The sequence below is a fragment of the Streptosporangium sp. NBC_01639 genome (genome assembly GCF_045209755.1).
Taxonomy (GTDB): Bacteria; Actinomycetota; Actinomycetes; order Streptosporangiales; family Streptosporangiaceae; genus Streptosporangium.
The window spans coordinates 409,322-434,268 of record NZ_CP109272.1; the positions used below are offsets into that span (position 1 = coordinate 409,322).

Below are 24,947 nucleotides of genomic sequence, written 5' to 3' on the forward strand. Positions count from 1 at the left end.
AGCTCAACCCGGAAATCCGGGCCCGAAGAAAATTTGGCATGAGTGGTGTGGGTCGCCCGGATACGACGGTGACCGCCCGTACGGCACCGGGGAACGCGATGCCGTGCGGGCGGTCACCGGGCACGGGCCTACTCCCCCGCGGAAGGGCCGTGCGCAGGCCGGGAAAGCCTGATGTGGCCGATCACCCCACCGTCAGGGCGCGCACCCGGGGCAGCACGCCCTCGCCGAACCAGTACGCCTCCTCCAGATGCGGGTAGCCGGACAGGACGAACTCCTCGATGCCGAGCGCGGCGTACTCCTCGATCCGCTCGGCGACCTGGGCATGGCTGCCGACCAGCGCGGTGCCCGCGCCGCCCCGGACCAGGCCCACCCCGGCCCAGAGGTTCGGGTGGATCTCCAGGTCGCGGGCCGTGCCGCCGGTGAAGCCCTCGTGCAGTTCGAGCATCCGCCGCTGACCGACCGACTCGCTGCGTCCCAGCAGCTTCCTTGCCGTGGCGATGTCGGCCGGGTCGAGCGCGGCCAGCAACCGCTCGGCCTCCGCCCAGGCCTCCCGCTCGGTGTCCCGGGTGATCACGTGCAGCCGGATGCCGAACCGGAGTTCGCGGCCCCGCTCGGCGGCCAGCCCGCGCATCCACTCGATCTTCCCGGCCACCTGGTCCGGGGGTTCGCCCCAGGTCAGGTAGACGTCCACGTGTTCGGCCGCGACGGGACCCGCGGCCGGTGAGGAGCCGCCGAAGTAGATCTCCGGGACGGGGTCGGGCACCTCGGAGACCATCGCGCCTTCGACCCGGTAGTGCGTGCCGTCGAAGTCGTACGGCGGGCCGCTCCACGCGCCGCGCACGATGGACAGGAACTCGCCGGTCCGCTCGTAGCGCTCGTCCTTGGACAGGTGGTCGCCGAATCTGGCCTGTTCGGCCGTCTCCCCGCCGGTCACCACGTTGAGCAGGAGCCTGCCACGCGACAGGCGCTGGTAGGTGGCGGCCATCTGCGCGGCCAGGGTCGGCGACAGGAATCCGGGGCGGAAGGCGACCAGGAATTTCAGCCGCTCGGTCTCGCGGGTCAGCGCGGCGGTGACCAGCCAGGCGTCCTCACACCAGGTGCCGGTGGGGGTGAGGACCGCCTCGAAGCCGAGTTGCTCGGCCGAGCGGGCGATCTGCGCGAGGTATTCGATGTCCGGCTGGCGGAACGGGGCCGTCCCGGAGAGACCGTGTCCCCTTCGGAGGCCGTGGCCGCCGCCGGTCAGGACGCGGCTGTCACCGGAGGTGGGCAGGAACCAGTGGAACTTCATCAGGTGTTCTCCACGGTGGCGTCGAACCGGGTGTCGATGATGTCGGCGATCGTGACGGGGACGGGGACGAGTTTGGCCTCGTTGAACGCGTCGGCGACGAGCTGCTCACGGGTGACGACGTCTCCGGCGAGTTTGAGGTCCTTGTACGAGCTGCGCTTGACTGACACACCGACGACGGCCGGGTCCAGTCCGGTGAGCCGGGAGTAGACCTTCGCCCACTCGTCGGAGTGGTCGTTGGCCCAGCTGTGGGCCCGGCGGATGCGCGCCACCCAGTCACCCAGGGCGGCCGAGCGGGCGGTGTCGGCGAGGGCGTCCTTGCCCGCGATCTGGAACTCGAAGCCGTTGACGTAGCCGTCACCGTCGACCAGGATGCGCGCCTTGGTCTGGGCCTCGGCCTGGGCGGTGTAAGGGTCCCAGATGGCCCAGGCGTCGATCTTCCCCTCGGAGAACGCGGCGAGGGCGTCCGGAGGCTGCAGATACTGCGGCTGGATGTCGGCGAAGCTCAGGCCCGCCTTCCTCAACACGGCCAGCAGGTGGAAGTTGGCGGAACTGCCCTTGGCCACGGCGACGCGCTTGCCGCGCAGGTCGGCGGGGATCTTGATCGGTGAGTCCGGAGGGACGAGCACGGCCTGGCCGCCGATTCCCTTCTCCGCCACACCGACGATGGAGATCTTCGATCCGGCGGCCGCGGCGAAGACGGGCGGGGCGTTGCCCACCGCGCCGAAATCGACCGAACCGGCGTTGATGGCCTCCAGGATCGGCGGCCCGGAGGTGAACTGCGCCCAGCTGACCTTGTACGGGAGACCGTCGAGCTGTCCGGCGGCGGTCAGGAGTGCCTGCAGGCCGGTGCCCTTCTGGTCACCGACGTGGAGCGTCACTTGGGACAGGTCGGCCGAGCCGTCGGCGTGGACCGCGTCATCGGCCTCTCCCGCGCCGCCGCAGGCGGCCGTGGCGGCGAGGAGCAGGGCGGCGATCAGAGTGGTGATGCGATGTTTCATGCCGTTCCCTCCGGGGTGACACCGAGTCCGGCGAGCAGGATCGAGCGCAGGGCGATGAGATCGGGATGGTCGCGACGGCGCGGACGGGGCAGTTCCACCCGCGACTCGTGGGCGATGACGCCCCGGTCGAGCACCAGGACGCGGTCGGCCAGGAGCAGGGCCTCGTCCACGTCGTGGGTGACGAGCAGGATGCCGGGGCCGTGCCGTACCCACAGGTCGAGCACGAGCCGGTGGATGGTGATGCGGGTCAGCGCGTCCAGGGCGCTGAACGGTTCGTCCAGCAGGAGCAGGCCGGGTTCGCGGACCAGCGCTCGGGCGAGGGAGGCTCGCTGGGCCTCGCCGCCGGACAGGGTGAGTGGCCAGGCGTCACGCAGCCCGCCCAGCCCGACCTCCTCCAGTGCCGCCAGCGCGGCGGCGCGCGGGTCGGGAACCCGGAGTCCGAGCGCGACGTTGGCCAGGACCCGCTTCCAGGGGATCAGCCGGGGCTCCTGGAAGGCCACCGCGACGGTGCCGCCCACCTCCGCGCGGCCCTCCGCGCCGGGATCGAGGCCCGCGAGCACCCGTAGCAGGGTGGACTTGCCCGAGCCGCTGCGGCCGAGCAGCGCGACGAACTCCCCCTGGGCGATCTCCAGGTCGACGCCGTCCAGGACCGTGCGTTCCCCGAACCTCCGGGTGAGATGTCTCACCTTCACCGCGGTGCCCACCGTGGCGGGCACCGGGCCTACCGCGCCAGGAAGTCGCGCCGCCATGACAGGGCCCTCCTCTCCAGAAGGCGCACCAGTGAGTCGGTGAGCAGGCCGAGGATCGCGTAGACGATCAGGCCGACGACGATGACGTCGGTGCGCAGGAATTCGCGGGCATCGTTGATCATGTGGCCGATGCCGGCGTCGGCGTTGATCTGCTCGGCCACGATCAGCGCCAGCCAGGCGACCCCCAGGCTCTGCCGCAGGCCGACGAGCGCCTGGGGCAGCGCGCCCGGCAGCACGATGTGCGCTATCAGCGCCGAGCGGCGCAGCCGCAGCACTTGGGCGACCTCGGCGAGCTTGCCGTCCACTCCGCGGATGCCGGCGAAGGTGTTGAGGTAGAGCGGGAAGACCACGCCGAGGGCGACCAGTGCCACCTTGGGTGTCTCGCCGATTCCGAACCAGAGGATGAACAGCGGGATCAGCCCGAACAACGGGAGGGCCCGCAGCATCTGCAGCGGCGGGTCGACCGCGTTCTCCCCCACCCGGCTGAGCCCGGCGACCAGTGCCAGCGTGATCCCGGCCAGCGCGCCGAGGGCGAAACCGATCAGTGCCCGCTGCAGCGAGACCGCGATCGCGGTGGGCAGGACACCGGCCTGGACCAGGTCGGCGGCGGTGGCGACGACCTTGGCGGGAGAGGCGAGGAGTCGTTCGGGGAGCAGGCCCGTGCTGCCGGCGAGCTGCCAGAGGGCGACGATGACCAGCGGACTGAGCAGCCGCTGCCAGACGGCGGGCAACCGGGGAACGCGGGGCCGCGGCCGTACAGCCTGGCGTCCCAGCCCCGCATCGATGACGGGAGCGGACACGGAGGGGACCTCATTCGGTGTGCGGAGGCGTGACGTCCCGCTCATCGTCAGACAGATAACCTACAAAGTCAATCGGTAATACCGGTTATTCCGAAACTCCACCTTGCGGCATTGATTGGTAAGTTCATGGAAAAGCCCTATACATGCACAAATGGAGGAATGGCACGGTGGAGGTCGAACAGACGGCACTGCCCGGCATCGGACTGCGACACGAGTTCACCACTCGTTCGGGCCGGAGGATCGGGATCGTCTCCCACCGAACCGGCCGCCGCGACCTGGTGATATACGACCCCGACGATCCCGACCGGGCGTGCGAGACCGTCAAACTGAACGACGAGGAGGCCGACGCGCTCTGTGAGCTGCTCGGCGCCCCGCGCATCGTGCAGCGTCTCAACGCCCTGCACCGGGAGGTGGAGGGGCTGGTCAGCCTGCAGCTGCCCATCCTGCCCGGCACGCCGTACGACGGGCGGCCGATGGGTGACGCGCGCGTCCGCACCCGCACCGGGGCCTCCATCGTGGCCGTGGTCCGCGGCGGGCAGGTCTTCGCCAGCCCCGGCCCCGACTTCGCGTTCGCCGACGGCGACGTGGTCGTCGTGGTGGGCAGTCCGGAGAGCACCGCCGCGGTCGCCGACATCCTGACCAACGGTTAGGGCAACGGGTGCACACAGCAATTCTCTTCCTGGAACTCGGTGCTGTCCTTCTCGGGCTCGGCATACTCGGCGCACTGGCCATGCGCGTCGGCATCTCCCCCATTCCCCTCTATCTCCTCGCGGGACTGGCCTTCGGACAGGGCGGCATCCTGCCCCTGGCCACCAGCGAGGACTTCATCTCGGTCGGCGCCGAACTCGGCGTCATCCTGCTGCTGCTCACGCTCGGCCTGGAGTACAACGCCGACGAACTCGTCACCAGCCTGAAGGGCAACGCCCGTGCCGGCGTCGTCGACCTGGTGCTCAACGCGGCACCCGGCGCGATCGCCGCGCTGCTGCTCGGCTGGGGCCCGGTGGCCGCGGTGGCCATGGCGGGAGTCACCTACGCCACCTCCTCCGGCATCACCGCCAAGGTCCTGTCCGACCTGGGGTGGATCGGCAACCGGGAGACCCCGGTGGTGCTGTCACTGCTGGTCTTCGAAGACCTCACCATGGCGGTCTACCTGCCGATCCTCACCGCCCTGCTGGCCGGGGTGAGCTTCGTCGGCGGCGCGGTCACCGTGGGGATCGCGCTGGCCACGGTCAGCGTCGTGCTGCTGGTCGCACTCCGCTACGGCCGTTTCATCGAGGCCTTCGTCTCCAGCCCCAACTCCGAGGTGCTGCTGCTGAAGGTGGTCGGGCTCGCCCTGCTGGTCGCCGGGGTCGCCCAGCAGCTCCAGGTCTCGGCCGCCGTGGGGGCCTTCCTGGTCGGCATCGCGCTGTCCGGAGAGCTGGCCGAGGACGCCCATGCGCTGCTGACCCCGCTCCGCGACCTGTTCGCCGCGGTGTTCTTCGTCTTCTTCGGCCTGCAGACCGATCCCACCAAGATCGGTCCGGTCGCCGGACTGGCGGCACTGCTCGCGGTGGTCAGCATGATCACCAAACTGCTCACCGGCGTCTACGCGGCCCGGCGGGCGGGCATCGCCAAGGCCGGACAGGCACGGGCGGGCATCTCGCTCATTCCCCGCGGTGAGTTCAACATCGTGATCGCGGGTCTGGCGGTGGCCGCCGGCGTCCACCCCGATCTCGGCCCGCTGGCCGCCGCCTACGTGCTCATCCTCGCCATGTTCGGCCCGCTGGCCGCCCGGCTGGTGCAGCCCTTCATCACCGCCATCGCCAAACGCACCTGACCTGTCAGGCGGTCGCATCCGGCGCGTGGTCCGTTCCCGGGCCACGCGCCGTCTGTCATCCGACGGAGATGGCCGGGCCTCCGCCGGGCCTCCGCCGGGCCTCGGCCGGGTGATCGGTTCCGCGCCTCACCCGCGCTGCCGGAAGGCACGCCGGTAGGCGGCGGGGGTGGTGCGCACCGCGTGGTGGAACCGGCGGCGCAGGTTGGTGGCCGAGGAGAGTCCGACCCGGGCTGCGACGGCGTCCACGGACAGGTCCGTCTCCTCCAGCAGCGCCCGGGCCATGTCGATCCGCCGGGAGAGGACCCACTGCCCGGGACCCGTGCCGAACCGGTCGACGAACCGACGGGCCAGAGTGCGGCTGGAGACACCGGCGTAGGCGGCCATCTGGTCGACGGTCAGCGGTTCTCCGAGCCGCTCGGCGGCCCATTCCAGCACGGGGCCGAGGGAGTCGGGCATCGGCCCGCGTTCGGGAAGGGCGGCGTACTGGAGCTGGCCTCCCTCCCGGTGCGGCGGCATGACCATGTGGCGCGCCACCTGCGCCGCGTAGGCGGCGCCGTGGTCCGCGCGGACGAGATGCAGGCAGAGGTCGATTCCCGCGCCGGTCCCCGCGCTGGTGGCGACGTCGCCGTGGTCGACGTAGAGCACGTCGGGGTCGACGCGGACCCGGGGAAAGCGCGCCGCGAGGTCGGCCGCCAGCCGCCAGTGGGTGGTCGCCGTACGGCCGTCGAGCAGCCCGGCCTGGGCGAGGACGAAGGCGCCCGAGCAGATGGCGGCGATCCGGATGCCGCGCCGGTGGGCCCGGCGGAGTGCGCTGAGCACCGGGGCGGTGGCCGCACGCGACTGCCACCCCGGAATGACGATCGTGTCGGCGTCCTCCAGGGCGGACAGCCCTTCGGAGACCGTCATGGCATAGCCGGCCGAGGTCGGCACCGGCCCCGGGAGCTCGGCGCAGACACCGAACCGGTAGCGGCGTGCGAGACCCGGCCGCTCCGTGCCGAAGACCTCCGCCGCGCAGCTCAGCTCGAAGGTCGCCTGGGGAGGGTTCGCCAGTGCGACCACCCGATGAAGCAACATGGCAAAAAAGTACCTTATAACGTCATTTATGACACTCGGCAGCTGCTCATCGGGCCGCCAGGATGGGCGTCATGAATCAGCAATCGGACGGCCCTCAGGTCGTGAACATCGACGATGTCCCGCAGGTCGAAGTGGTTCCGGGCATCGTCAGGAGGCGGCTCACCGCGACCGCGTCGGCCCGCGGCTGGGTCATCGACTTCGCGCCGGGCACGCAGTGGCCCGAAGTCGACGCGCACGAGGGCGAGGAGCGCTACTACGTGCTCAGCGGTGAGGTCATCGAGGGCGAGGAGCGGCACGGGGAGGGAACCTACGTGGTGTTCGCCCCGGGCAGCCGGCATCGGCCGCGAACCGAGACCGGAGCGCGCATGCTGGGCATCAGCCTCACACCCGCCTGACGGCACGGCAGGCGGCCGGTCGGTTCCGGACGGATGGGCTGCCACCTCGCCCACCAGACCGGATCCGACCGGCGGCAGGCGCCGGGCCGCCACCGTTCCGGCGACGGGTTCCCCGGCACCGCCCCGCTCGCGCCGATGTTATGGACCAGACGGTCCATAGACGTAGAATGACCGCATGCTGACCAGGAAGGGCGCCGCCACCCGGGCACGCATCGTCGACGCGGCCGCGGAGCTGATCTCCGTCAAAGGTGCGGCCCAGACCTGCCTGGACGACATCCGTGCCGCGACCGGCACCAGCAAGAGCCAGCTGTTCCACTACTTCCCCGAGGGCAAGGCGCAGCTCCTCCTCGCGGTGGCCCGGCTGCAGGCCGAGCAGGTGCTCCAGGACCAGCGCCCGCTCCTGGAGAAGCTGGACAGCTGGGAGGCCTGGGAGGAGTGGCGGCAACTGGTCCTCGACCTCTACGCCGCGAAGATCGAATACTGCCCGCTGACTGCGCTGACCGGCAGCTTCCCGAAAAACGACCCGGCGATCAGGGCACTGATCAGCGACCTCTTCGAAAGATGGCAGGCATACCTGGCCCACGGCATCGAGCTCATGCGGGCCCACGGCGCCCTTGACGCCGCAGCCGATCCCCGGCGCCTGGCCATGGCCATCCTGGCCGCGGTTCAGGGCGGGGTCGCCATGGGCCGGGCCACCGGATCGCTCCAGGCCCTCGACGTCGCCCTGGAGGTCGCCCTGGACCATCTGCGCACCTTCGCCACCACGGGCTCTCAGCCGGTCGCCCACTCCCGGGCGAGCAGCTCGTAGGAGCGGACCCGGTCGGCGTGGTCGTGGGTGATGGTGGTGACGAGCAGCTCGTCGGCGCCGGTGGCGTCGCGCAGGACCCGTAATTTCCCGGCGACGGTCCGCGGCGAGCCGACGAACTGGGTCGCCAGCCGGTCGGCGACCAGTGCCCGGTCCTCCTCGGTCCACTCGTGGGCCGCGGCCTCCTCCGGCGTCGGGAACGGGATCGCACCCGCGCCGGTGCGGATGCTGCGCACCCACAGCCCGTACGGTGAGGCGAGCTCACGGGCCGTTTCGTCGTCCTCGGCCACGACGACGTCGGCGGAGACGGTCAGCCGGGGCGCGACCAGGGTCTCCGAGGGCTTGAACGCCTCCCGGTAGGCGTCCGCCGCCTCCAGCACGGTGGACGGGCTGACGTGGTAGTTCGCCGCGAACGGCAGCCCCCGCTCCCCCGCGACCTGCGCGCTCTGCCCACCGCTGCTGCCCAGCACCCACAGCTCCAGGTCCGCCCCCTCCCCCGGTACGGCGTGCGCGGTCAGTCCCTCGGGGGAGCGGTAGGTCCCGGCGAGCAGCGCGATGATGTCGTCCACCTGGTCGGCGAAGTCGGGGGGCCGCGCGCCCGGTTGCTGCAACAGCGAGCCGTACAGGGCGAAGAGCGGTGAGGCGGCGATCGCGGCGAAGGAGAAGGCCTCCGGGATGAGCAGCCCGTCCACGACCCTGGCGGGCTGGGGTGGCGGCGGGACCTCCGTCGCGAGTTCGCTCCTGCGCTGGCCGGACCGGCCCAGTCCGAGGTCGATCCGGCCCGGATACAGCGCGTCGATCAGGCCGAACTGCTCGACCACGGCCAGGGCCGTCTGATGGCCGAGCTGTACGGCACCGGAACCGACTCTGATCGTGCTGGTCGCCGCGGCGATCAGGGCGATGAGGACGGCGGGGGCGGCACTGGCGACGCCGGGCGCGAAATGGTGCTCGGCCAGCCAGTAGCGGCGGTAGCCGAACTCCTCGGCGCGCCTGGCCAGGTCCAGGGTGTTGCGCAGCGCGTCTCCGGTGGTGCCGCCGGAGGGGACGGGGGACAGGTCGAGAATCGACAGGGAGGTCATGGCTGCCTCGCGTACTGGGGGAACGGCCTGCTGGGGATCTCCTTGCGCAGCACGGGCGCGATCTCGCTCTGGAAGAGTTCGAGTGCGCCCCGGTGCTGCTTGTCGGTCAGGCCGTCCGCGTCGGCGTGGACGTGCATGACCTCGTGTCCGAACTCCGCGTGGTAGCGGTGGACCTTGTCGATGATCTGCTGAGGGCTGCCGACCAGGATCGAGCTGCGCTCGATGGCGTCCTCCAGCGTGTGGAAGACCGGGTTCACGCCGACCTTCTTGAACAGCGCCAGCCGGGCGTCGAAGATCGGCCGATAGGTCTCGATCGCCTCCTGGGAGTTCCTGGTGGCGTAGTAGCCCGCGCTGCCCGCACCGACGAGGGCGTCGGCCGGATCGTGGCCGTGAAACTCCCAGCGTTCCCGGTAGTAGCGGATCAGCTCGGCGTAGGGCTCGATCGGGTTGGTGACGTTGGCGGAGAAGAGCGGGTCACCGTACTGGGCGGCGAGGTCCACCGACTCCCTGCTGGTGGCGCTGCCGTGCCAGACGCGGACCGGCTGCTGCAACGGGCGCGGCCAGGTCTCCGCCTCTTTCAGGGACGGCCGGAACCTGCCGGACCAGGTCACCTTGTCCTCACGCCACAGGCGGCGGAACAGCTCGTAGCTCTCACGGTTGCGGTCCCACTGGTCCTCGGCGGTCACGTGGAAGAGCTGGGCCTGGGCGGCGCCGTTCCCCTTGCCGATGATCAATTCCAGGCGGCCGTCGGAGAGGTGGTCGAGAGTGGAGTAGTCCTCGAAGGCCCGGACCGGGTCGAGCAGGCTCAGCGTGGTGACCGCGGTGAACAGCTTGATGGTCGACGTCTTCGCGGCGATGTGGCTCAGCACCACCGGCGGGGAGGAGGAGATGAACGGGCGCTCGTGCCGCTCCCCCACGCCGAAGCCGTCGAACCCGAGCTCCTCGGCGAGGACGGCGTTCTCCACCACCTCGCGCAGGCGGGCGTTGGTGGACTTCGGCTCCCCGGTGATCGGATCCGGTCCGTGCACGATCAGAGTGATGGCAAGGAATTTCATCCGTTGTTCTCCAGCCCGAGATGGCCGCGGAGCGTGGTCGTTCCGTACTCGGTGCGGAAGACACCGCGCTCCTGCAGTAGTGGGACGACCTTGTCGACGAACTCGTCCAGCCCGGTGGGCGTCAGGTGCGGCACCAGGATGAAACCGTCGGCCGCGTCGGACTGCACGGACTCGTTGATCTCCTCGGCGACCCGCGCGGGCGAGCCGATGAAGGACTGCCTGCCGGTGACCTCGATGATCAGGTCACGGATGCCGAGCCGCTTCTGCTCCGCCAGGGCCCGCCACTCCGCCGCCGTCTTCAGCCGGTCCCGGTACATCCCGGCGCGGCCCTTGATGATGGACCGGTCCTCCGAGACGTCCGGATCGATCTCCGGCAGCGGGCCCTCGGGATCGTAGGCCGACAGGTCGCGGTTCCAGAGCTGTTCCAGCAGCAGGATCGCGGTCTGCGGGCTGACCTGCTGGCGGCGGATGTGGTCGGCGTGCTCCTGGGCCTCGGCGTCGGTGTCACCGAGCGCGAACGTGGCCCCGGGAAGGATCTTCAGTGAGCCGGGTGCCCTGCCGTGCGCGGCGACCCTGGCGGCGATGTCGCGGTAGAAGGCCTGTCCCTCCGCCGGCCTGCCGTGTCGGGAGAAGATGGCGTCGGCGGTGGCGGCCGCGAACTCCCGGCCCCCGTCGGAGTCGCCGGCCTGGATGGTCAGCGGGTGGCGCTGCGGGCTGCGGGGCACGGTGAAACGGCCGCCGATGTCGAAGTGGGTGCCCCGGTGGGCGAACGCGCCGGCCTCCCGGGTGGCAAACGTGCCGGTCGCGGGATCGGCGACGAGGTCCTCGGCGGCCCAGGAGTCCCACAGCTCGCGGGTGGTCCGCACGAACTCCTCGGCGCGCTCGTAGCGCTGGGAGTGGTCCAGGTAGCCGCCCCGGCGGAAGTTCTCCCCGGTGAACGCGTCGGAGGAGGTGACGACGTTCCATCCGGCCCGGCCGCCGGACAGGTGGTCGAGGGTGGCGATCCTGCGGGCGAGGTCGTAGGGCTCGTTGAAGGTGGCGTTGACCGTCGCGGCCAGTCCCAGGTGGGTGGTGACCGCGGCCAGGCCGGACAGCACGGTGAGCGAGTCGGGGCGGCCCACCACGTCGAGGTCGTGGATCCTGCCGCGCTGCTCGCGCAGCCGCTGGCCGTCGGCGAGGAAGAAGAAGTCGAACCTGCCGCGCTCGGCCGTACGGGCGAGGTGGGTGAAGGAGGCGAAGTCGATCTGGCTGCCCGAGGCGGGGTCGCTCCAGACGGTCTGGTTGTTCACGCCCGGGAAGTGGGCGGCGAGAATGACCTGCTTCAACGTCGGCTCCCCACGTAGCGGCTGGCGGGACGGGGCAGCCCGAGATGGCCGCGGAGCGTGCTCGCCCGGTACGCCCTGCGGAAGGCGTCACGCCGCTGCAACTCCGGGACCAGTCCCCGGGTGATCGCGGAAAGATCGGTCGGCAGTACGGCGGGGCGCAGCCGGAAACCGTCCAGCCCCGCCCGCCGCCAGTCCAGCAGCAGGTCGGCGAGCTCACCGGGCGTGCCGGTGAAGATCGCCGCGTCGGAGGTGTACGCGGCGCCGTCGAGCTCGTCGAGCCGGGCCCTGCGGTTCCGGGCGTCCTCCCCCACGAAGACGACCAGGTCGGCGAAGATCTTCAGCGTTTCGGCGCCGAGTCCGCGGACCTCCGCCACGACGGCGCGTGCCTGCTCGGCGTCGTGCGGCGTGACGTAGACGACGTCGGCGCTGCGCGCGGCGAACTCGTACGGCAGGCGGGAGTGGGCCAGCGCGGTGACCAGCGGCTGCCCCTGAGGGGGCCGGGGGACGATCGAGGGTCCTCTGACGCTGAAGTGGGCACCCTCGAAGTCGATGTAGTGCAGCCTGTCGCGGTCGATGAAGCGGCCGGTGGCCACGTCGCGGATCTCCGCGTCGTCCTCCCAGCTGTCCCAGAGACGGCGGACCACCTCGACGGCGTCGGCCGCCTCGTCGAACAGCTCCCGGAACACGGGGGGCGGTTCGGCGGCTCCGATGTGCTCCGGCCGGAGTTCGGGGATGTCGCGACGGCCGAAGTGGGCGGCCTCGGTGCGCCGCCCGGACACCTGCACACGCCATCCGGCCCGGCCGGCGCTGACGTAGTCGAGGGTGGACACGGCACTCGCGAGGTGGAAGGGCTCGGTGTGAGTGACGACGGCCGTGGGCACCAGGCCGATCCTCCGGGTCAGCGGAGCGACCCTCGATGCCACGAGGACCGCGTCGAAGCGCCCCCGCACCTGGTCGGTACGGCCGTCGGGACCGTCCAGATGTGTGGTCTGCGGGCCCAGCGAGTCTTCGATGGTGACGAAGTCGAGCAGGCCGTGCTCGGCCTCGGCCACGAGAGCGGCCCAGTAGGCGGCGGTGAACAGGTCTTTCGGAGCGGCGGCGGGGTCACGCCAGGCCGCCGGGTGCCATCCGGCGCCGTCGAGTGCGACGGCGAGATGAAGATGAGCTGCCGACATGTTCCGAAGATAACATTAAAACCCAAAATTCCTACAGGTTTAGTTGGATTTATTGAGGATTGACCACGGGAGCTCTCTCGATCAGGCTGCGTATGAGCCGATCGACAGGAGTGCCCATGCCGCACATCGACCTGCCCACCGATGCCCCCGGGATCCGCGGGCTGTTCAACTACCGGCCGCAGACCGCCCTTCCCATGAGCCAGCTCGCCGAGGTGCTGCTCCGTGGCGAACATTCTCTGTCCCGGGGCGAACGCGAACTGATCGCGACGTACGTGTCCTCGCTGAACGACTGCGCGTTCTGCAGCCGCTCGCACGCGGCGTTCGCCGCAGCGCAGCTTCCCGGCGGCATGGACCTCGTCCGCCAGGTCACCGACGACCCGGACGACTCCCCCGTCTCCGACAAGATGAAGGCGCTGCTGGACATCGCCGGCGCCGTCCAGCGGGGCGGCCTCGAGGTCACCCCGGACCATGTCCAGGCCGCCCGGAAGACGGGCGCCACGGACGTGGAGATCCACGACACCGTACTGATCGCGGCCGCGTTCTGCATGTACAACCGCTATGTCGACGGGCTGGCCGCACTCACCCCCGATGAGCCCACCGCCTACAAGGCGATGGCCGATTTCATCGTGGCCCAGGGTTACCTGGCCGCCGAACCTCCCGCCGGCTGAGCGGTCCCGCCCTGCCGGCGGTTCCGCCGTCCTGCGTCCGCCGCCGGGATCTGGTAGGCATTTGCGGGTGACCCGTTTCCTGGCACTTCTCGCAACAGCCCTTCCGCTCCTGGCGGCCACCGGCCCGGCGTCCGCCGCCGCTCCATCCCGGCCACAGGTCCCGGCCGGGATGACCGCCGCCTACGCGGTCTTCGATCGGCAGACGGGCAAGGTCACCTCATACCGCAACGTGCACCGGAGGTTCCGGTCCGCGTCGGTGGTGAAGATCATGATCGCGATCGACTACCTGGAGTCGCACAGCAGCGTCCCCAGGAAGGATCTCGCCCTGCTCACGTCCATGCTGCGGGTCAGCGACGACGACGCGGCGACCTCGTTCTGGACCCGGGGCGGCCAAGGAAAGATCATCGAGCGGATGGCGCGGCGGCTGCGGCTGACCGACACCGCTCCCCCGCCCGCCGACCTGCCCGGGTTCTGGGGCTACACCTCGCTCAGCGCGCTGGACGTCGTCCGGACCTACCGCTACCTGCTCGACCAGGCCGACCCGAAGGTCAGCAGCCTCATCCTGGGCCACCTGCGCAAGGCCGGACAGTGCGGCTCCGACGGCTTCGACCAGTATTTCGGCATCCCACGCGGGGTCGCCCGGCCGTGGGCGGTCAAACAAGGCTGGTCGGGGTACGGCGAGACGCCCTCAGTCCGGTGCCAGCCCACCGCCACGCACGGCTCCACGCCAGCTCCCGCCCCCGGGCAGGCCCCGGCGGCGGGCACCGCGGCGCCGGCCCGGGCCGCGACCACGGTCACAGCCGCGGGGTCCGCCGCCGGCCCGGTCCCCGACTTCGGGCACCCGGTACTGCACACCACCGGGCTCGTCGGCCCGAAGGAACGGTGGATCATGGTCCTGCTCACCGCCCACCCCGCCGGGACCACCTGGCAGCGCTCCACGGGACAGGTGACCAAGCTGGCCGGGGAGGTCTATCTCAGCGGGGCCCGGTGACGCCGGGCAGGCGGTCTGCCGACCCGGTCAGGAGCGCCTTCCGGCGGCCCCGACCGGGCACGGGCGGGACGGCTACTCCGCCGCCGTGGCGGCACCGAGCAGATCGCGGATCCGCGCCGTCGCCTCGGCGAACCGGGGCTGGGCCATCGTCTCGGTGTAGTCGCGGGAGTCGGGCAGGTCGACGTCGATGACCTCGGCGACGGTGCCCGGCCTCGCGGTCATCACCAGGACCCGGTTGGCCAGGTAGACCGACTCGGCGATGGAGTGGGTGACCAGGAGCACGGTCGTGCCGGTCTCCCGCCAGATCCTGTGCAGCTCGACGTTCATCTGCTCACGGGTGAGCGCGTCGAGCGCGCCGAACGGCTCGTCCATCAGCAGGACCGGCGGACGGTGCAGCAGCGCCCGGCACAGGGCCACCCGCTGCTGCATGCCACCCGACAGCTCGTGCGGCAGCGCGTCCTCGAAGCCGCTGAGCCCTGTCATCTCGATGAGCTCGTCCGTCCGCTTCCCGGCTTCGGCGGCGGGCATCCCACGCATCTCCGCCTGGAGCAGGATGTTGCGGCGGGCGGACCGCCACTCCAGCAGCGCCGCGCGCTGGAACACGTATCCGATGTCGCGCCTGGTGCCGCCGACCGTCTCCCCGAACAGCCGCACGGCGCCCGCCGACGGCTTGAGGAGTCCCGAGACCAGCTTGAGCAGGGTCGACTTGCCGCAACCCGAAGGGCCGACGATCGAGACGAACTCGCCGGGGGCGACGCTCAGGGAGACGTCGTGCAGCGCGGTCACCTCCTTCTTCTTGGCCCGGAACCGGACCGCGACGGCGTCGAGTTCCACCGCCGCGACCGTGGCCGCGCTGCCGGGCGTGCGCTCGGCCTCCAGGTTGCCCTTCATCGAATCTCCTTAAGCGTGGATACCCCCGCCTTCAAGCGGGGAAGAAACGCAGCGCGGCAGCGCGCGATTCGGTAACGTGTTCGGCGGTGGTGATAACCAAGCCACTGCTTGCATGATCGGCGATACCCTCGCCGCAGGGCCTGCGGAGAGGTGAAACGCCTGTGGAGCTGGTGTAAGACCTCAACGGAGATCCTTCCGGGCGGGCGACCGGCGGTGAAGCAGGAAACCTCACGGGTGACCGTGGGAATTCCCTCCCCTCGGGGAGGGGAGGAGGTCAACCCTTCGGAGCGACGCTCTCGTCCCAGTAGGTGGCCGGCGCCTCGGCCTTGGTGATCACACCGGCCTTGGCGAAGGTGTCGATCGTCGCCTGCCAGTCGGCGGCGGTGTTGACCCCCGGTGCCATGCCCTTGGTCGCGTCCGTGTGCAGCACCGTGACCGTGGTCTTGAACTGGTCGAGCAGCACCTGCGGGCTGGGAAGCTGCTCGGAGGCCCCGGCCATCGAGTCCACGGCGGCCTGCGGGTCCTTCTCCGCGGCGGCCCAGGCCTCGCTGGTCGCCGCGACCATGCGCTTGACCAGGTCGGCCTTGCTCTCCAGCGTCTTGGTGGAGGTCAGCAGGCCGTTGCTGTAGAAGTTGAGGCCGAACTCGGAGAAGCGCAGGTAGGAGACCTTCTTGCCGGCCTTCTCCTGCATCGTCGGCCCCTGGTCGGAGGCGTAGCCCAGCAGGGCGTCCGCCTGCCCCGAGATCACCGCGGCGATCTTGCCCGCCGGGTCGGTGTTCTGCATCTGCACGTCGGTCTCGGCCAGGCCGTTCGCCTTGAGGAAGGTGGGGAACGTCTTGGACAGGGCGTCACCGGCCGTGCCGGCGATCTTCTTGCCCTTGAGGTCGGCCGGCTTGGTGATGTTCTTCTCGTCGAAGAACTGGACCGAGGCGGGCGTGGTCTGCAGGTAGACGCCGAGGCTCTTGACCGGGACTCCCTGTCCGACGGCCGCCAGCAGTGCCGGGGTGTCGGCCCAGCCGAAGTCGGTCTGCCCGCCTCCGGTGGCCTGAACGGTCTTCTGGGAGCCCTGACCGGCCTGGATCTTCAGATCGATGCCGTGCTTCTCGAAGACGGCCTGCTTCTTGCCGAGATAGAACGGGGCGTGCTCGCCGTAGGGGTACCAGTTGAGTGTGAGGGTCACCTGGTCGAGCTGCTTGCCCGAGGCGCTGGTGGTCGTGCCGCCTCCGCTGCTGCAGGCCGCGACGAGGATGGCGGGCATCAGGGCGACGATGAGGATCCGAGATTTCACGGGATTACCCTTCCTTGGGTGATGGTCACTGGCTCGTCTTCAGAGGGTGGTGGTCACTGCCTCGCCTCGCCGGCTGGCGTGCCAGGGCAGCATCAGCCGCTCGGCGACCTCGACGAGAACGAACAGCACGACACCGATCAGCGACATGACCAGCAGCCCGGCGAACAGCATGGGAGTGTCGAGGTTGCCGTTGGCCTGCAGGATCACGAAGCCCAGACCCTCGTTCGCACCGACGAACTCCCCGACGACGGCACCGGTCACCGCGAGGGTGACGGCCACCTTCAGCCCGGAGAACAAGTGGGGAAGGGATGCGGGAAAGCGGATCTTGGCAAAGGTCTTGAGCGGGCTCGCGCCCATGGTGGAGGCGAGTTGGAGCATCTCCGGGTCGACCGACTTCAGGCCGGTCACCATGGAGATCACGACGGGGAAGAAGGCGATCAGGACCGCGACGACGACCTTGGGGGTCAGGCCGAAGCCGAGCCAGACCACGAACAGCGGAGCGATTGCGATCTTGGGGACGACCTGGGCGAAGAGCAGGACGGGGTAGAGCGTCTTCTCCACCGTCGTGGAGTAGACCATGATGACGGCGGCCAGCACACCGACGACCACGGCGATGACGAAGCCGATGACGGTCTCGTAGGTGGTGACCCAGGTGTGCTGCCAGAGGTAGGGCCACTTGTCGGCCATCACACTCAGGGTCGTCCCCGGCGAGGGGACGAGGTAGGACGGCACCAGCTGAGCGAAGGTGACCGCCCACCATGCCGCAAAACAGGCGACGAGGAGCGCGACCGGGCGCCAGCTCTGTTCGAGCACGGCGAGCAGCCGACCCTCGGATCCGCCGAGGTTCATGCTCATGGGGAGCCCCTCCTTCCACTCGCGTTTGGGCGGGCCCTTACGCAAGCGCTTTCTCAGTGATCGGAAAGCGCTATCCGAAAGCGCTTTCCGGTGTACGGTAGGGCCGTCTCACAAATGGGTCAAGAGGAGGTGAGGGAACGGCGTGGATGAACACCCGCAGATTACCCTCAGCGACGTAGCGCAGGTCGCAGGGGTGTCGCCCGCTACCGCCTCCCGCGCGCTGAACGGCACCACCCGTGTACGCGCCGACCTCAGGGAGCGCGTCCTGGCCGCCGCCGGGCAGCTCGCCTACACCCCCAACGCCCACGCGCAGGCGCTCGCCCGCGCCTCCAGCCAGACGGTGGGCGTCATCTGCCATGACGTCAGCGACCCCTACTTCGCCGGGATCGCCCGGGGGGTCATGCGCGCCGCCGCCGAACACGACCTCCAGGTCATCATGGGCAGCACCTTCCGCGACCCGGCCCGGGAGCTCTCCTACATCTCCATGATGCGCGGCCAGCGGGTGCGGGCGATCCTGCTGATCGGCTCGGGGTTCGAGGACCGCGCCTGGCAGGAGACGATGCGGGAGGAACTGGCCCGGTGCAGCGCCGCGGGGGCGAGGATCGCCGCGGTCAGCCGCCACCAGGGCCTCCGCATCGACTCGGTCCTGCCCGAGAACCGCGCCGGGGCCTCCGCTCTCGCCAAGGTGCTGCTCGACCTCGGCCACCGTCGCTTCGCCGTGCTCACCGGACCGCCCACGCTCACCACCGTGCTGGACCGGCTCAACGGCTTCCGGGACGCGCTCGCCCAGGCGGGGATCACGCTCGACCCGGACCAGATCGTGGAGGGCGTCTTCAGCCGCGACGGCGGTTACCAGGCCGCCACCGAACTGATCTCCCGGGGGCTGCGCGCCACCTGCGTCTTCGCCTCGACCGACATCATGGCGGTCGGCGCGCTCGCCGCCTTCCGGGACCACGGGCTGGCCGTGCCCACCGACGTCTCCCTCGCCGGATTCGACGACATTCCCGTGGTCGGCGATTTGACACCGCCGCTGACCACCGTGGCGCTGCCTCTGGAGGATCTGGGGAAGCGCGTCATGGCACTGGCCCTGCGGCCCGCCACGGCCGGGCGCAGCCGCATCGAACGCGTCCCGGGTGTGGTCGTGCTGCGAGCGAGCACCTCGGCCCCAGCCGGAACGACGCCTGCCGAAAGGATCCCATCGTGACTCTGGCCGGACTCTCCATCGACCGGGTGGAGACCTACGCCGTCGCACTGCCGACCCTGCGTTCCTTCGGCGTCTCCGGCGGATCGGTCGCCGTCGCGGGACAGCCCAGCATCCGCGTCCTGGTCAAGGTGAGCGCCGACGGCGTCCACGGCTGGGGCGAGGCCACCCCGGTCCCCGCCTGGACCTACGAGACAGCCGAGTCGATCGTCACCACCATCGACCGCTACCTGGCGCCCGCGATCATCGGCAGGCCGGTCTGGAACCTCGACGCCGTCACCACGGCGTTCGACCGCGCGATCAACCGGGGCCTGTCGATCGGCGCTCCCCTGGCCAAGTGCGCGGTCGACGTGGCCCTGCACGACCTGCTGGGCCGTGCCGCCGGCGTGCCCGTCGGCGTGCTGTGGGGGCAGCGCCGCAGCGAGGAGGTCCAGCTCGCCTGGATCGTGTCGGGGCAGACGGCCGAGGAGGTCGCCGAGTGCGTCGCCGAGGGCAGGGACGCGGGTTACCGCGCGTTCAAGGTCAAGATCGGGCTCCACTCGGAGGAGGACGACCTCGCGGTGGTGGCCGCCGTACGCGACGCCGCGCCGGACGCGCCACTCTGGGTGGACGCCAACCAGGCCTACACCTGCGACATCGCCCTCCGGCTGGCCGCTAGGCTGCTCGACCTCGGGGTGACCGCGTTCGAGCAGCCGCTCCCCGCCAACGACCTGGCCGGTCTGCGGCGGATGCGCGACTCCTCGCCCCTGCCCGTGGCCCTCGACGAGAGCCTGCGGCACCCCACCGATCTGGCGACCCTGGTACGGCTCGGCGCGGTCGACGTGGCGATCGCCAAGGTCCAGCGGACCGGTGGCCTCACCCTGTCGCGGCGCCTGTGCCAGCTGGCCGAGGACTGCGGCGTCCGGCTGATGGGCTCGGGGCTGACCGACTCCGATCTCGGACTGGCCGCGTCCCTGCACCTGTTCGCGGCGCACGGTATCACCGGACCGGTCGACCTCAACGGCAGGCAGTTCATCTCCTCGCCCTACGCCACCGGCACGACGGTGAAGATCACAGATGGGGTGGCCCACGTCCCCACCGGGCCGGGGCTCGGCGTCGAGGTCGACGAAAGCGTGGTCCGCGACCTGGCGGTCGACGTCCTGGTGGCACGCCCCTGACCTCGCGCTAGTGAGTCCCGGCGAACAGCGCCTGGATCTGCTCGGCGCCGCCGCGTTGCAGCCATGTCCGGAAGTCCAGCAGGCCAGGATGGCGTTCACGCAGAGCCGCGATGTCGGCTTGCCACAGACCGTGCTCGGACGCGAAAGCACGCTCGGTCTCCTGGCCCAGTCCGAGGCTGCCGACCTGCCGGTAGGTGACCTCGTGGCCGAGGCTGCGGCTGATGAGCTCCACCGCCCGGCTGGGGGTCAGTTCGTCGCCGGCGAGCTCGATCGCCTGGCCGAGATAGTCCTGTGGCCGGGTGAAGGCGAGGCGGGCGAAGGCGCCGATGTCGGTGACGGCGATGAGTTGTACCGGGGTTTCCGGATGGAACAGGTGGGTGAGCTCGCCGTTGACGATGCCACCGAAGGGCAGGTCGGGAATGGTGTGATTTTCCATGAAACGGACTGGCCGCAGGATCGTCGCGGGCAGGCCGAGCGCACGTATGTGCTGCTCGATCTGCCATTTGCTCTCCCAGTAGCCGATCCCGGCGCTTCGGTCGGCGCCGCCGACCGAGGTGAACACGAAGTGGGAGGTTCCCGCCGCCGCTGCGGCGTCAGCGAGGTTACGGCCACGGCGGATCTCGCGTGCGAAGTCGGCGTCGTCGGGTGTGACGCCGAAGACGCCGTAGGCGCCGGCCGCGGCCGCTGCGAGCGAGCCGGGATCGTCAAGGTCTCCGACACGCAGCTCAGCGCCCTGCGCTTTGAGCATCTGGGCGACCGGTGCGGCCGGATCGCGAACGAGGGCGCGCACCGGCCAGCCGGCGGCCAGGAGCTGGGCGGCGACGGCCCCGCCTTGGCGTCCGGTCACACCGGTCACGAGGATGGGCTTGACGGCAGTGTTCACAGGGGCCCTTTCGATGGGGCGAGCAGGAAGACAGTAAACTGAGACTGTCTCAAGAAATATATTGAGACAGTCTCAACTTGGCAACCCGGGGAGTGCCCATGACGACCACCGGCCCGGCGCCGCAGCGCAGGATGCGCGCGGACGCGCGCCGCAACTACGAACGCCTGCTCTCCGAAGCGGCGACGGTGTTCGCCGAACACGGCGTCGAAGCCTCGCTGGAGGAGATCGCCCGGCGCGCCGGGGTGGCGAACGGCACGCTCTACAGCCACTTCCCCACCCGGCAGGCTCTTTTGGAGGCGTTGCTGCGCAGCCGGATGCAGACGCTGTCCGGCTCGGCCCGCGATCTCCTCGATCACCCGTCCGCGCACGAGGCTTTGATCATCTGGACGCGAGCGGTGGTGGCGCACGCCATGGTGTACCGAGGGCTGGCCATCTCGATGATGCGCAGCATCGAAGACGAAACCTCGCAGCTGCATGCCGCCTGTCAAGCGGTACTCACCGGCGGCGAGCGACTCCTCAACCGTGCGCAGGCCGCTGGAACCGTCCGCGGCGACGCCACCGCCGCAGACCTGTACGCCCTGATCAACGCGGTCGCATGGGCCGGGGAACAGACATCGCCCGCACAGGCCGAGCGCCTGCTGTCCTTCGGCATCCAAGGAATGTGCCTTCCCGTCGCCTCCGGCTGACGGCGCTTGGATCTCTCGTGCGAGCCCGTGCCATCGGCCGCAGCGGACGGCACCCGGCCTCGCCTGCCGGCAGGATCGCAGGTCGAGGACGACTCGATCGATACAGCCGCGGAGCCTGCTCGGCGTCGGGAGGCTGCCGGCGACGCAGCCTCCCGAGGTGCGGACCAGGCCCGGTGGTCACACCGTCGGCGGCACGTCCGGCGTCACTCGGATGTCGAACGTGGCGGAACGAATCGCGTCCTGCGCCGCCGCAACGGCTTCCTCCGCGGTGGCGCCATGCGCACGGGCCTTCGCCAGCCGGGACCACGAGCCTGCCAGGTCCGTCAGATCGGTACCAGGCTCGTGCAGCATGGTCACCGACTCAGGTGCCGTCATCCCCAGGAGAGTGCCGGTGGCGGGCGGCGCGTACCAGATCGCCTCATGGCGAGGAGCTCGCTGAGCGGCCAGGGTTGCGCGCACCCCCTCCAGCACGGGTTCACCCAACGCCTGCCGGACCTGCAGGTCGATCAAGTCGACCCCGGTGGCCTCGCGGACGAGCTCGAAGATGAAGTCGCCGCCGATCCGCAGGTGAGTCTCGATGATCCGCGGCCCCGTGGCGGTCAGCACGATTTCGTTGTGGGTCGGTCCGAAGCCGACACCGAGGACCTTCAGCACGTCACCGATGTAGCCATCGATCACCGCCCGGTCGGCCGGGTCGAGCTCCGCCGGGCAGACGTGGCCGAGCTCGACCAGCGTGTGCGGATCGGAGTATTTCTTCGTCACGGCAACGACGACGTGCGTGCCGTCGGCGCTGAAGGCCTCGACGCTGTACTGCGGGCCGGTGTGGAACTGCTCGACCATCACCTCTGCCCGGGTAACGCCCAGGAAGTCGCCGATCGCGGCAGCGTAGGCCGCTTCGGCTTCCTCAGCCGAACGGACCACGCCGACACCGCAGCTGCCTGACGCCGCGACCGGTTTGACCACGACGGGATAGCCATGAGCAGCACCGAACGCGGTGATGTCAGCGGCGGAACGCACCAGGGCGGCGGCGGTTTCGTCGACGCCGGAGGTCTGCAGGCGTTCGCGCATGGCGTCCTTGTCGTTCACCACCCGCACGGTGTCCGGACTGTGCGTCGGCAGGCCGAGTGCCTCACCCACCGCGGCGGCGCGGTCCTGGTCGAGCTCCCAGAACGCGGCGACGCGGGTGACGGGATCCTCGGCGTGGATCGCGCGGGCCAGTGCGACGACCTCGCTGATCGGCGCGTCCTTGTGCACGCTCAGGACGCGCTGGTGCCCCTCCGGGGCCATGACCTTCGTCATGTACTCGATGCGGCACATCAGGCTGGTCCGCACACCTGAATGGGCGCGCAGCAACGAGCCGTAGTCGATTCTGGGGCCGCTGCCGAACAGCAGGACGTGCTCAGACATGGGTTGCTCCCTCTCGTAACGCCAGCGGCCGGACCGCCGAGACCATGAGTGCCGTCGCGGCGGTGAACAACACCGCCAGCAGGATCCAGCCGAGGGTCGTGGCAGGCAGGATCACCGCCGTCACGAGCACCGGACCGAACACCAGCTCGGTCCCGGTTCCCGCGCCGAACAGCGAGAGATACCGGCCGCGGGCGCCGGGTGGCGACATGGCGAACGACATCTCCCAGGCCGCGATCGCGTGCAGGTTCTCGCCCACCGTCATGGCGACCACCGCGATGACGACCAGCGCGAGCGCCCCGCCGAGGTTTTCGGCGACCATGAACAACGCGCACGCCAGCAGCAGCACGGCGCAGCTCCGGCGCAGCATCCGCGCGGCCTGCGCGACGCCCTTGAAGTTGCGGGACAACATGATCTGCAACAGCACGGTCAGCACGGTGTTGACCGCGAGCAGCAGTGGGCTGACCACGCCGGGCAGTCCCTCGCGGGCGAGCCACAGCGGCAGCAGGATGAACAGGACCGCGTCGTGCATCATCATCACGGAGTTCGCGGCGGTGAAGACGAGGAACCTGACGTCGCGGAACGGCGTCCGGGCGGCGGGCTCGTCCACCGCCACCGACTTCGGCCGCGCGACGGCCGTCCGACCGATCAGCACCATCATCGACGCCGCGGCGAGCAGGGCCATCGCCGCGAGGACGAACGCCGTCTGGAACCCCAGCCGGACGCCGGAGAGCTGGGCGAGCCCGGTGACCAGGAACCCGCCGGTGAGGCCGATGTTGTTGAACGCGCGCAAGGACGCCATCGTCCGGGTGCGGGCGTCGTCGTCCACCACCTCCCCGGCCACCACCTGGAGCAACGGCAGGCACGCTCGGGTCGCCCCCGCGATCACTGTGGTGACCACCAGGTAGCCGACCACCTCGGTGACGAAGACGTAGCTGACGAACCCGGCCGCGCGCACCGCCATCAGCCCGACGTAGACGCGTTTCGCGCCGTAGCGGTCCGCGAGGCTGCCGAACGGCAGCGGAGAGATGAGCCCGGCGATGTTCGCGACCGAGAGCGCCAGCCCGACGGTGACCGCCGAGATGCCCAGCTGGGGCACGAAGTACAGCGTCGGCACGGCCAGGAACAGGCCGATGGTCAACGAGTCGGTCCCGGCGCAGAACGTCAGCATCCGTCCGGTCCTGGTCCGAGGGACCAGGCCTTCGGTGAACGACCGGGTGAGAACGCGCGCCGACCTGCTCACGCGCCGAGGATTTCGGCGAGCGCCCGGCCTGCCGCGGCCACCTCGTCGAGGGTGTTGTAGTAGTGCACGGACAGCCGGACGGCTGTGTCGATGCCGCGTTCGCCCATGTAGATCGGGGTGTGGTCGCCATGGATCTTCCAGCCGTTGATGCCGCGCTCGGCCAGTCCGTCGCGGATCCGCTCGGCGGAGACGGTCGCGTGCCGGAACGACGCGATGCCCGAGTGCACGGTGCCGGGCTCGATCATCTCCACCGGCAGCTCGGCCAGCATGCCGCGCAACGCCTGGTACACCTCGCGGTTCCCGTAAGCATCCACTGTGGACATATAGTCGAGCGCCGCGTTGAAGCCGAGCACGGCGGCGGTGGTCCGCTCGGCGAGTTCGAGCGACCGGGCGCTGTCGTCCTCCACCACGTACGAGGTCGGCGAGTCGGCCCGGGCGACGTGCAAGTCGTACGTCTCCACCTGCAACGCGGCGCGCAGTTCCGGCGCCACATAGGCGAATCCGGTTCCGCGCGCCCCTCTCAGGAACTTGCGGCCCGCGCCGGTGAGCAGGGCGCAGCCGAACGCGGCGACGTCGATCGGCACCTGGCCCACCGACTGGCAGGCGTCGACCGCGTAGAACGCGCGGTGCCCCGCGAGGATCCGGCCGATCTCGGCGACCGGGTTCACGATGCCGCAGCCGGACGGGATGTGGGTGATCGAGACGAACGCGACGTCACCGTTGACGTGCGCGCTCATCCACTCCAGGTCGAGGTCGCCGGTCGTGGTGGTGGGGATGGTCTCGATCACGCATCCGGTCCGCTCGCGCAACGCCAGCAGCGAGATCAGGTTGCCCGCGTACTCGTACGGGCTCACCCAGACCTTGTCACCCGGCTTGAGGTCCAGCCTCGACACCACTCGAACCCACGCGCGCGTCGCGCTGTCGAAGAAGGCGACGTCGTCGGCCGGCGCGCCGACCAGGGCCGCGATCCGCTTGTAGACCTCCTGCTGAAGGATCTTTTCGTAGTGGAGCTCGGTCTCATACGCGCCGTACTCCACCTCCCTGTGCAGGCAGTCGAGCATCGCGTTCGCCACCACGTCGGGCATGAGCCCAGCGCCTGCGGTGTTCAAGTGGATCATGTC

25 protein-coding genes are annotated in these 24,947 nt (G+C 70.2%); 9 read left to right on the forward strand and 16 right to left on the reverse strand.

Features of this window, described 5'->3' with window-relative positions:
- Nucleotides 1-181: 181 nt before the first annotated feature.
- From OHA77_RS01945 to OHA77_RS01960, 4 genes are read right to left on the reverse strand one after another with little or no spacing between them, the layout of a single operon-like run.
- Nucleotides 182-1,288 (reverse strand): LLM class flavin-dependent oxidoreductase, encoded by a 1,107-nt coding sequence (locus OHA77_RS01945; RefSeq protein WP_406315671.1) that lies wholly within the window; start codon nucleotides 1,286-1,288, stop codon nucleotides 182-184.
- Nucleotides 1,288-2,286 (reverse strand): ABC transporter substrate-binding protein, encoded by a 999-nt coding sequence (locus tag OHA77_RS01950; RefSeq protein WP_406315673.1) that lies wholly within the window; start codon nucleotides 2,284-2,286, stop codon nucleotides 1,288-1,290. The genes OHA77_RS01945 and OHA77_RS01950 overlap by 1 nt, the downstream gene beginning before the upstream one ends.
- A complete protein-coding gene (locus OHA77_RS01955) occupies nucleotides 2,283-3,035 on the reverse strand; it encodes an ABC transporter ATP-binding protein (RefSeq protein WP_406315675.1) in 753 nt (250 codons plus the stop codon). Before OHA77_RS01955 ends, OHA77_RS01950 begins: the two co-directional genes overlap by 4 nt.
- Complete coding sequence (locus tag OHA77_RS01960; RefSeq protein WP_406315677.1) at nucleotides 3,008-3,835, reverse strand: ABC transporter permease; 828 nt, start codon at nucleotides 3,833-3,835, stop codon at nucleotides 3,008-3,010. The genes OHA77_RS01955 and OHA77_RS01960 overlap by 28 nt, the downstream gene beginning before the upstream one ends.
- A gap of 167 nt (nucleotides 3,836-4,002) precedes the next feature.
- Here OHA77_RS01960 and OHA77_RS01965 point away from each other — a divergent pair, with 167 nt between their 5' ends.
- Entirely contained in the window at nucleotides 4,003-4,485 is a 483-nt protein-coding gene (locus tag OHA77_RS01965; RefSeq protein WP_326822395.1) for a cation:proton antiporter regulatory subunit, read from the forward strand.
- 8 nt (nucleotides 4,486-4,493) lie between these two features.
- Nucleotides 4,494-5,651 (forward strand): cation:proton antiporter, encoded by a 1,158-nt coding sequence (locus OHA77_RS01970; protein WP_406315679.1) that lies wholly within the window; start codon nucleotides 4,494-4,496, stop codon nucleotides 5,649-5,651.
- 126 nt (nucleotides 5,652-5,777) lie between these two features.
- Here the strand turns inward: OHA77_RS01970 and OHA77_RS01975 are convergent, their stop codons facing one another.
- The gene (locus OHA77_RS01975) at nucleotides 5,778-6,725 is read right to left on the reverse strand and encodes a GlxA family transcriptional regulator (RefSeq protein WP_406315681.1); all 948 of its coding nucleotides are present in this window, start codon (nucleotides 6,723-6,725) and stop codon (nucleotides 5,778-5,780) included.
- A 71-nt stretch (nucleotides 6,726-6,796) separates the two neighbouring features.
- Between OHA77_RS01975 and OHA77_RS01980 the strand changes: the two genes are divergently transcribed.
- Nucleotides 6,797-7,120, forward strand: coding sequence for a cupin domain-containing protein (locus OHA77_RS01980; protein WP_406315682.1), 324 nt, complete (start codon nucleotides 6,797-6,799; stop codon nucleotides 7,118-7,120).
- 175 nt (nucleotides 7,121-7,295) lie between these two features.
- A complete protein-coding gene (locus OHA77_RS01985) occupies nucleotides 7,296-7,928 on the forward strand; it encodes a TetR/AcrR family transcriptional regulator (protein ID WP_406315684.1) in 633 nt (210 codons plus the stop codon).
- On the opposite strand, the gene OHA77_RS01990 is transcribed toward OHA77_RS01985, so the two are convergent.
- From OHA77_RS01990 to OHA77_RS02005, 4 genes are read right to left on the reverse strand one after another with little or no spacing between them, the layout of a single operon-like run.
- Nucleotides 7,892-9,004, reverse strand: a complete 1,113-nt coding sequence (locus tag OHA77_RS01990) for an LLM class flavin-dependent oxidoreductase (RefSeq protein ID WP_406315685.1) — start codon at nucleotides 9,002-9,004, stop codon at nucleotides 7,892-7,894. The genes OHA77_RS01985 and OHA77_RS01990 overlap by 37 nt on opposite strands.
- Nucleotides 9,001-10,059, reverse strand: a complete 1,059-nt coding sequence (locus OHA77_RS01995; RefSeq protein ID WP_406315687.1) for an LLM class flavin-dependent oxidoreductase — start codon at nucleotides 10,057-10,059, stop codon at nucleotides 9,001-9,003. Before OHA77_RS01995 ends, OHA77_RS01990 begins: the two co-directional genes overlap by 4 nt.
- Nucleotides 10,056-11,384 carry an NtaA/DmoA family FMN-dependent monooxygenase gene (locus tag OHA77_RS02000; RefSeq protein ID WP_406315689.1) on the reverse strand — a complete coding sequence of 443 codons (1,329 nt, stop codon included), beginning with the start codon at nucleotides 11,382-11,384 and terminating at the stop codon, nucleotides 10,056-10,058. The genes OHA77_RS01995 and OHA77_RS02000 overlap by 4 nt, the downstream gene beginning before the upstream one ends.
- Nucleotides 11,381-12,559 (reverse strand): LLM class flavin-dependent oxidoreductase, encoded by a 1,179-nt coding sequence (locus OHA77_RS02005; RefSeq protein ID WP_406315691.1) that lies wholly within the window; start codon nucleotides 12,557-12,559, stop codon nucleotides 11,381-11,383. Before OHA77_RS02005 ends, OHA77_RS02000 begins: the two co-directional genes overlap by 4 nt.
- 116 nt (nucleotides 12,560-12,675) lie before the next feature.
- Here OHA77_RS02005 and OHA77_RS02010 point away from each other — a divergent pair, with 116 nt between their 5' ends.
- Together OHA77_RS02010 and OHA77_RS02015 are read left to right on the forward strand one after the other, a co-directional pair.
- A complete protein-coding gene (locus tag OHA77_RS02010) occupies nucleotides 12,676-13,227 on the forward strand; it encodes a peroxidase-related enzyme (protein ID WP_326822386.1) in 552 nt (183 codons plus the stop codon).
- Between the two features lie 67 nt (nucleotides 13,228-13,294).
- Nucleotides 13,295-14,218 carry a hypothetical protein gene (locus OHA77_RS02015; RefSeq protein WP_406315693.1) on the forward strand — a complete coding sequence of 308 codons (924 nt, stop codon included), beginning with the start codon at nucleotides 13,295-13,297 and terminating at the stop codon, nucleotides 14,216-14,218.
- A gap of 72 nt (nucleotides 14,219-14,290) precedes the next feature.
- On the opposite strand, the gene OHA77_RS02020 is transcribed toward OHA77_RS02015, so the two are convergent.
- The 3 genes from OHA77_RS02020 to OHA77_RS02030 all read right to left on the reverse strand — a co-directional run bounded on the left by OHA77_RS02020 (nucleotide 14,291) and on the right by OHA77_RS02030 (nucleotide 17,252).
- Entirely contained in the window at nucleotides 14,291-15,109 is an 819-nt protein-coding gene (locus OHA77_RS02020) for an ABC transporter ATP-binding protein (RefSeq protein ID WP_326822384.1), read from the reverse strand.
- A 274-nt stretch (nucleotides 15,110-15,383) separates the two neighbouring features.
- Entirely contained in the window at nucleotides 15,384-16,397 is a 1,014-nt protein-coding gene (locus OHA77_RS02025) for an ABC transporter substrate-binding protein (protein ID WP_406315695.1), read from the reverse strand.
- 39 nt (nucleotides 16,398-16,436) lie between these two features.
- Complete coding sequence (locus OHA77_RS02030) at nucleotides 16,437-17,252, reverse strand: ABC transporter permease (RefSeq protein WP_326822382.1); 816 nt, start codon at nucleotides 17,250-17,252, stop codon at nucleotides 16,437-16,439.
- 142 nt (nucleotides 17,253-17,394) lie between these two features.
- On the opposite strand from OHA77_RS02030, the gene OHA77_RS02035 reads away from it, so the two are divergent.
- Nucleotides 17,395-18,456, forward strand: coding sequence for a LacI family DNA-binding transcriptional regulator (locus OHA77_RS02035; RefSeq protein WP_406315696.1), 1,062 nt, complete (start codon nucleotides 17,395-17,397; stop codon nucleotides 18,454-18,456).
- The gene (locus OHA77_RS02040) at nucleotides 18,453-19,610 is read left to right on the forward strand and encodes a mandelate racemase/muconate lactonizing enzyme family protein (protein WP_406315698.1); all 1,158 of its coding nucleotides are present in this window, start codon (nucleotides 18,453-18,455) and stop codon (nucleotides 19,608-19,610) included. The genes OHA77_RS02035 and OHA77_RS02040 overlap by 4 nt, the downstream gene beginning before the upstream one ends.
- A 7-nt stretch (nucleotides 19,611-19,617) precedes the next feature.
- Here the strand turns inward: OHA77_RS02040 and OHA77_RS02045 are convergent, their stop codons facing one another.
- A complete protein-coding gene (locus tag OHA77_RS02045) occupies nucleotides 19,618-20,493 on the reverse strand; it encodes an NmrA/HSCARG family protein (protein ID WP_406315700.1) in 876 nt (291 codons plus the stop codon).
- A gap of 98 nt (nucleotides 20,494-20,591) precedes the next feature.
- Here OHA77_RS02045 and OHA77_RS02050 point away from each other — a divergent pair, with 98 nt between their 5' ends.
- A complete protein-coding gene (locus OHA77_RS02050; protein ID WP_406315702.1) occupies nucleotides 20,592-21,179 on the forward strand; it encodes a TetR/AcrR family transcriptional regulator in 588 nt (195 codons plus the stop codon).
- Between the two features lie 177 nt (nucleotides 21,180-21,356).
- Here OHA77_RS02050 and OHA77_RS02055 read toward each other — a convergent pair whose 3' ends face one another.
- The 3 genes from OHA77_RS02055 to OHA77_RS02065 are packed head-to-tail and all read right to left on the reverse strand — an operon-like array spanning nucleotide 21,357 to nucleotide 24,944.
- Nucleotides 21,357-22,586: an acetyl-CoA carboxylase biotin carboxylase subunit family protein gene (locus OHA77_RS02055; protein ID WP_406315703.1), complete on the reverse strand. Its 1,230-nt coding sequence runs from the start codon at nucleotides 22,584-22,586 to the stop codon at nucleotides 21,357-21,359.
- Nucleotides 22,579-23,826, reverse strand: a complete 1,248-nt coding sequence (locus OHA77_RS02060; RefSeq protein WP_326822376.1) for an MFS transporter — start codon at nucleotides 23,824-23,826, stop codon at nucleotides 22,579-22,581. The genes OHA77_RS02055 and OHA77_RS02060 overlap by 8 nt, the downstream gene beginning before the upstream one ends.
- Complete coding sequence (locus OHA77_RS02065; RefSeq protein WP_406315705.1) at nucleotides 23,823-24,944, reverse strand: aminotransferase class V-fold PLP-dependent enzyme; 1,122 nt, start codon at nucleotides 24,942-24,944, stop codon at nucleotides 23,823-23,825. Before OHA77_RS02065 ends, OHA77_RS02060 begins: the two co-directional genes overlap by 4 nt.
- Nucleotides 24,945-24,947: the final 3 nt, after the last annotated feature.

What these genes read in the sequence shown, in the direction of transcription:
- OHA77_RS01945 (WP_406315671.1), bottom strand. Translation starts at nt 1,288, where the DNA reads ATGAAGTTCCACTGGTTCCTGCCCACCTCCGGTGACAGCCGCGTCCTG.
- OHA77_RS01950 (WP_406315673.1), bottom strand. Translation starts at nt 2,286, where the DNA reads ATGAAACATCGCATCACCACTCTGATCGCCGCCCTGCTCCTCGCCGCC.
- OHA77_RS01955 (WP_406315675.1), bottom strand. Translation starts at nt 3,035, where the DNA reads ATGGCGGCGCGACTTCCTGGCGCGGTAGGCCCGGTGCCCGCCACGGTG.
- OHA77_RS01975 (WP_406315681.1), bottom strand. Translation starts at nt 6,725, where the DNA reads ATGTTGCTTCATCGGGTGGTCGCACTGGCGAACCCTCCCCAGGCGACC.
- OHA77_RS01980 (WP_406315682.1), top strand. Translation starts at nt 6,797, where the DNA reads ATGAATCAGCAATCGGACGGCCCTCAGGTCGTGAACATCGACGATGTC.
- OHA77_RS01985 (WP_406315684.1), top strand. Translation starts at nt 7,296, where the DNA reads ATGCTGACCAGGAAGGGCGCCGCCACCCGGGCACGCATCGTCGACGCG.
- OHA77_RS01990 (WP_406315685.1), bottom strand. Translation starts at nt 9,004, where the DNA reads ATGACCTCCCTGTCGATTCTCGACCTGTCCCCCGTCCCCTCCGGCGGC.
- OHA77_RS01995 (WP_406315687.1), bottom strand. Translation starts at nt 10,059, where the DNA reads ATGAAATTCCTTGCCATCACTCTGATCGTGCACGGACCGGATCCGATC.
- OHA77_RS02005 (WP_406315691.1), bottom strand. Translation starts at nt 12,559, where the DNA reads ATGTCGGCAGCTCATCTTCATCTCGCCGTCGCACTCGACGGCGCCGGA.
- OHA77_RS02010 (WP_326822386.1), top strand. Translation starts at nt 12,676, where the DNA reads ATGCCGCACATCGACCTGCCCACCGATGCCCCCGGGATCCGCGGGCTG.
- OHA77_RS02020 (WP_326822384.1), bottom strand. Translation starts at nt 15,109, where the DNA reads ATGAAGGGCAACCTGGAGGCCGAGCGCACGCCCGGCAGCGCGGCCACG.
- OHA77_RS02030 (WP_326822382.1), bottom strand. Translation starts at nt 17,252, where the DNA reads ATGAGCATGAACCTCGGCGGATCCGAGGGTCGGCTGCTCGCCGTGCTC.
- OHA77_RS02050 (WP_406315702.1), top strand. Translation starts at nt 20,592, where the DNA reads ATGACGACCACCGGCCCGGCGCCGCAGCGCAGGATGCGCGCGGACGCG.
- OHA77_RS02055 (WP_406315703.1), bottom strand. Translation starts at nt 22,586, where the DNA reads ATGTCTGAGCACGTCCTGCTGTTCGGCAGCGGCCCCAGAATCGACTAC.
- OHA77_RS02065 (WP_406315705.1), bottom strand. Translation starts at nt 24,944, where the DNA reads ATGATCCACTTGAACACCGCAGGCGCTGGGCTCATGCCCGACGTGGTG.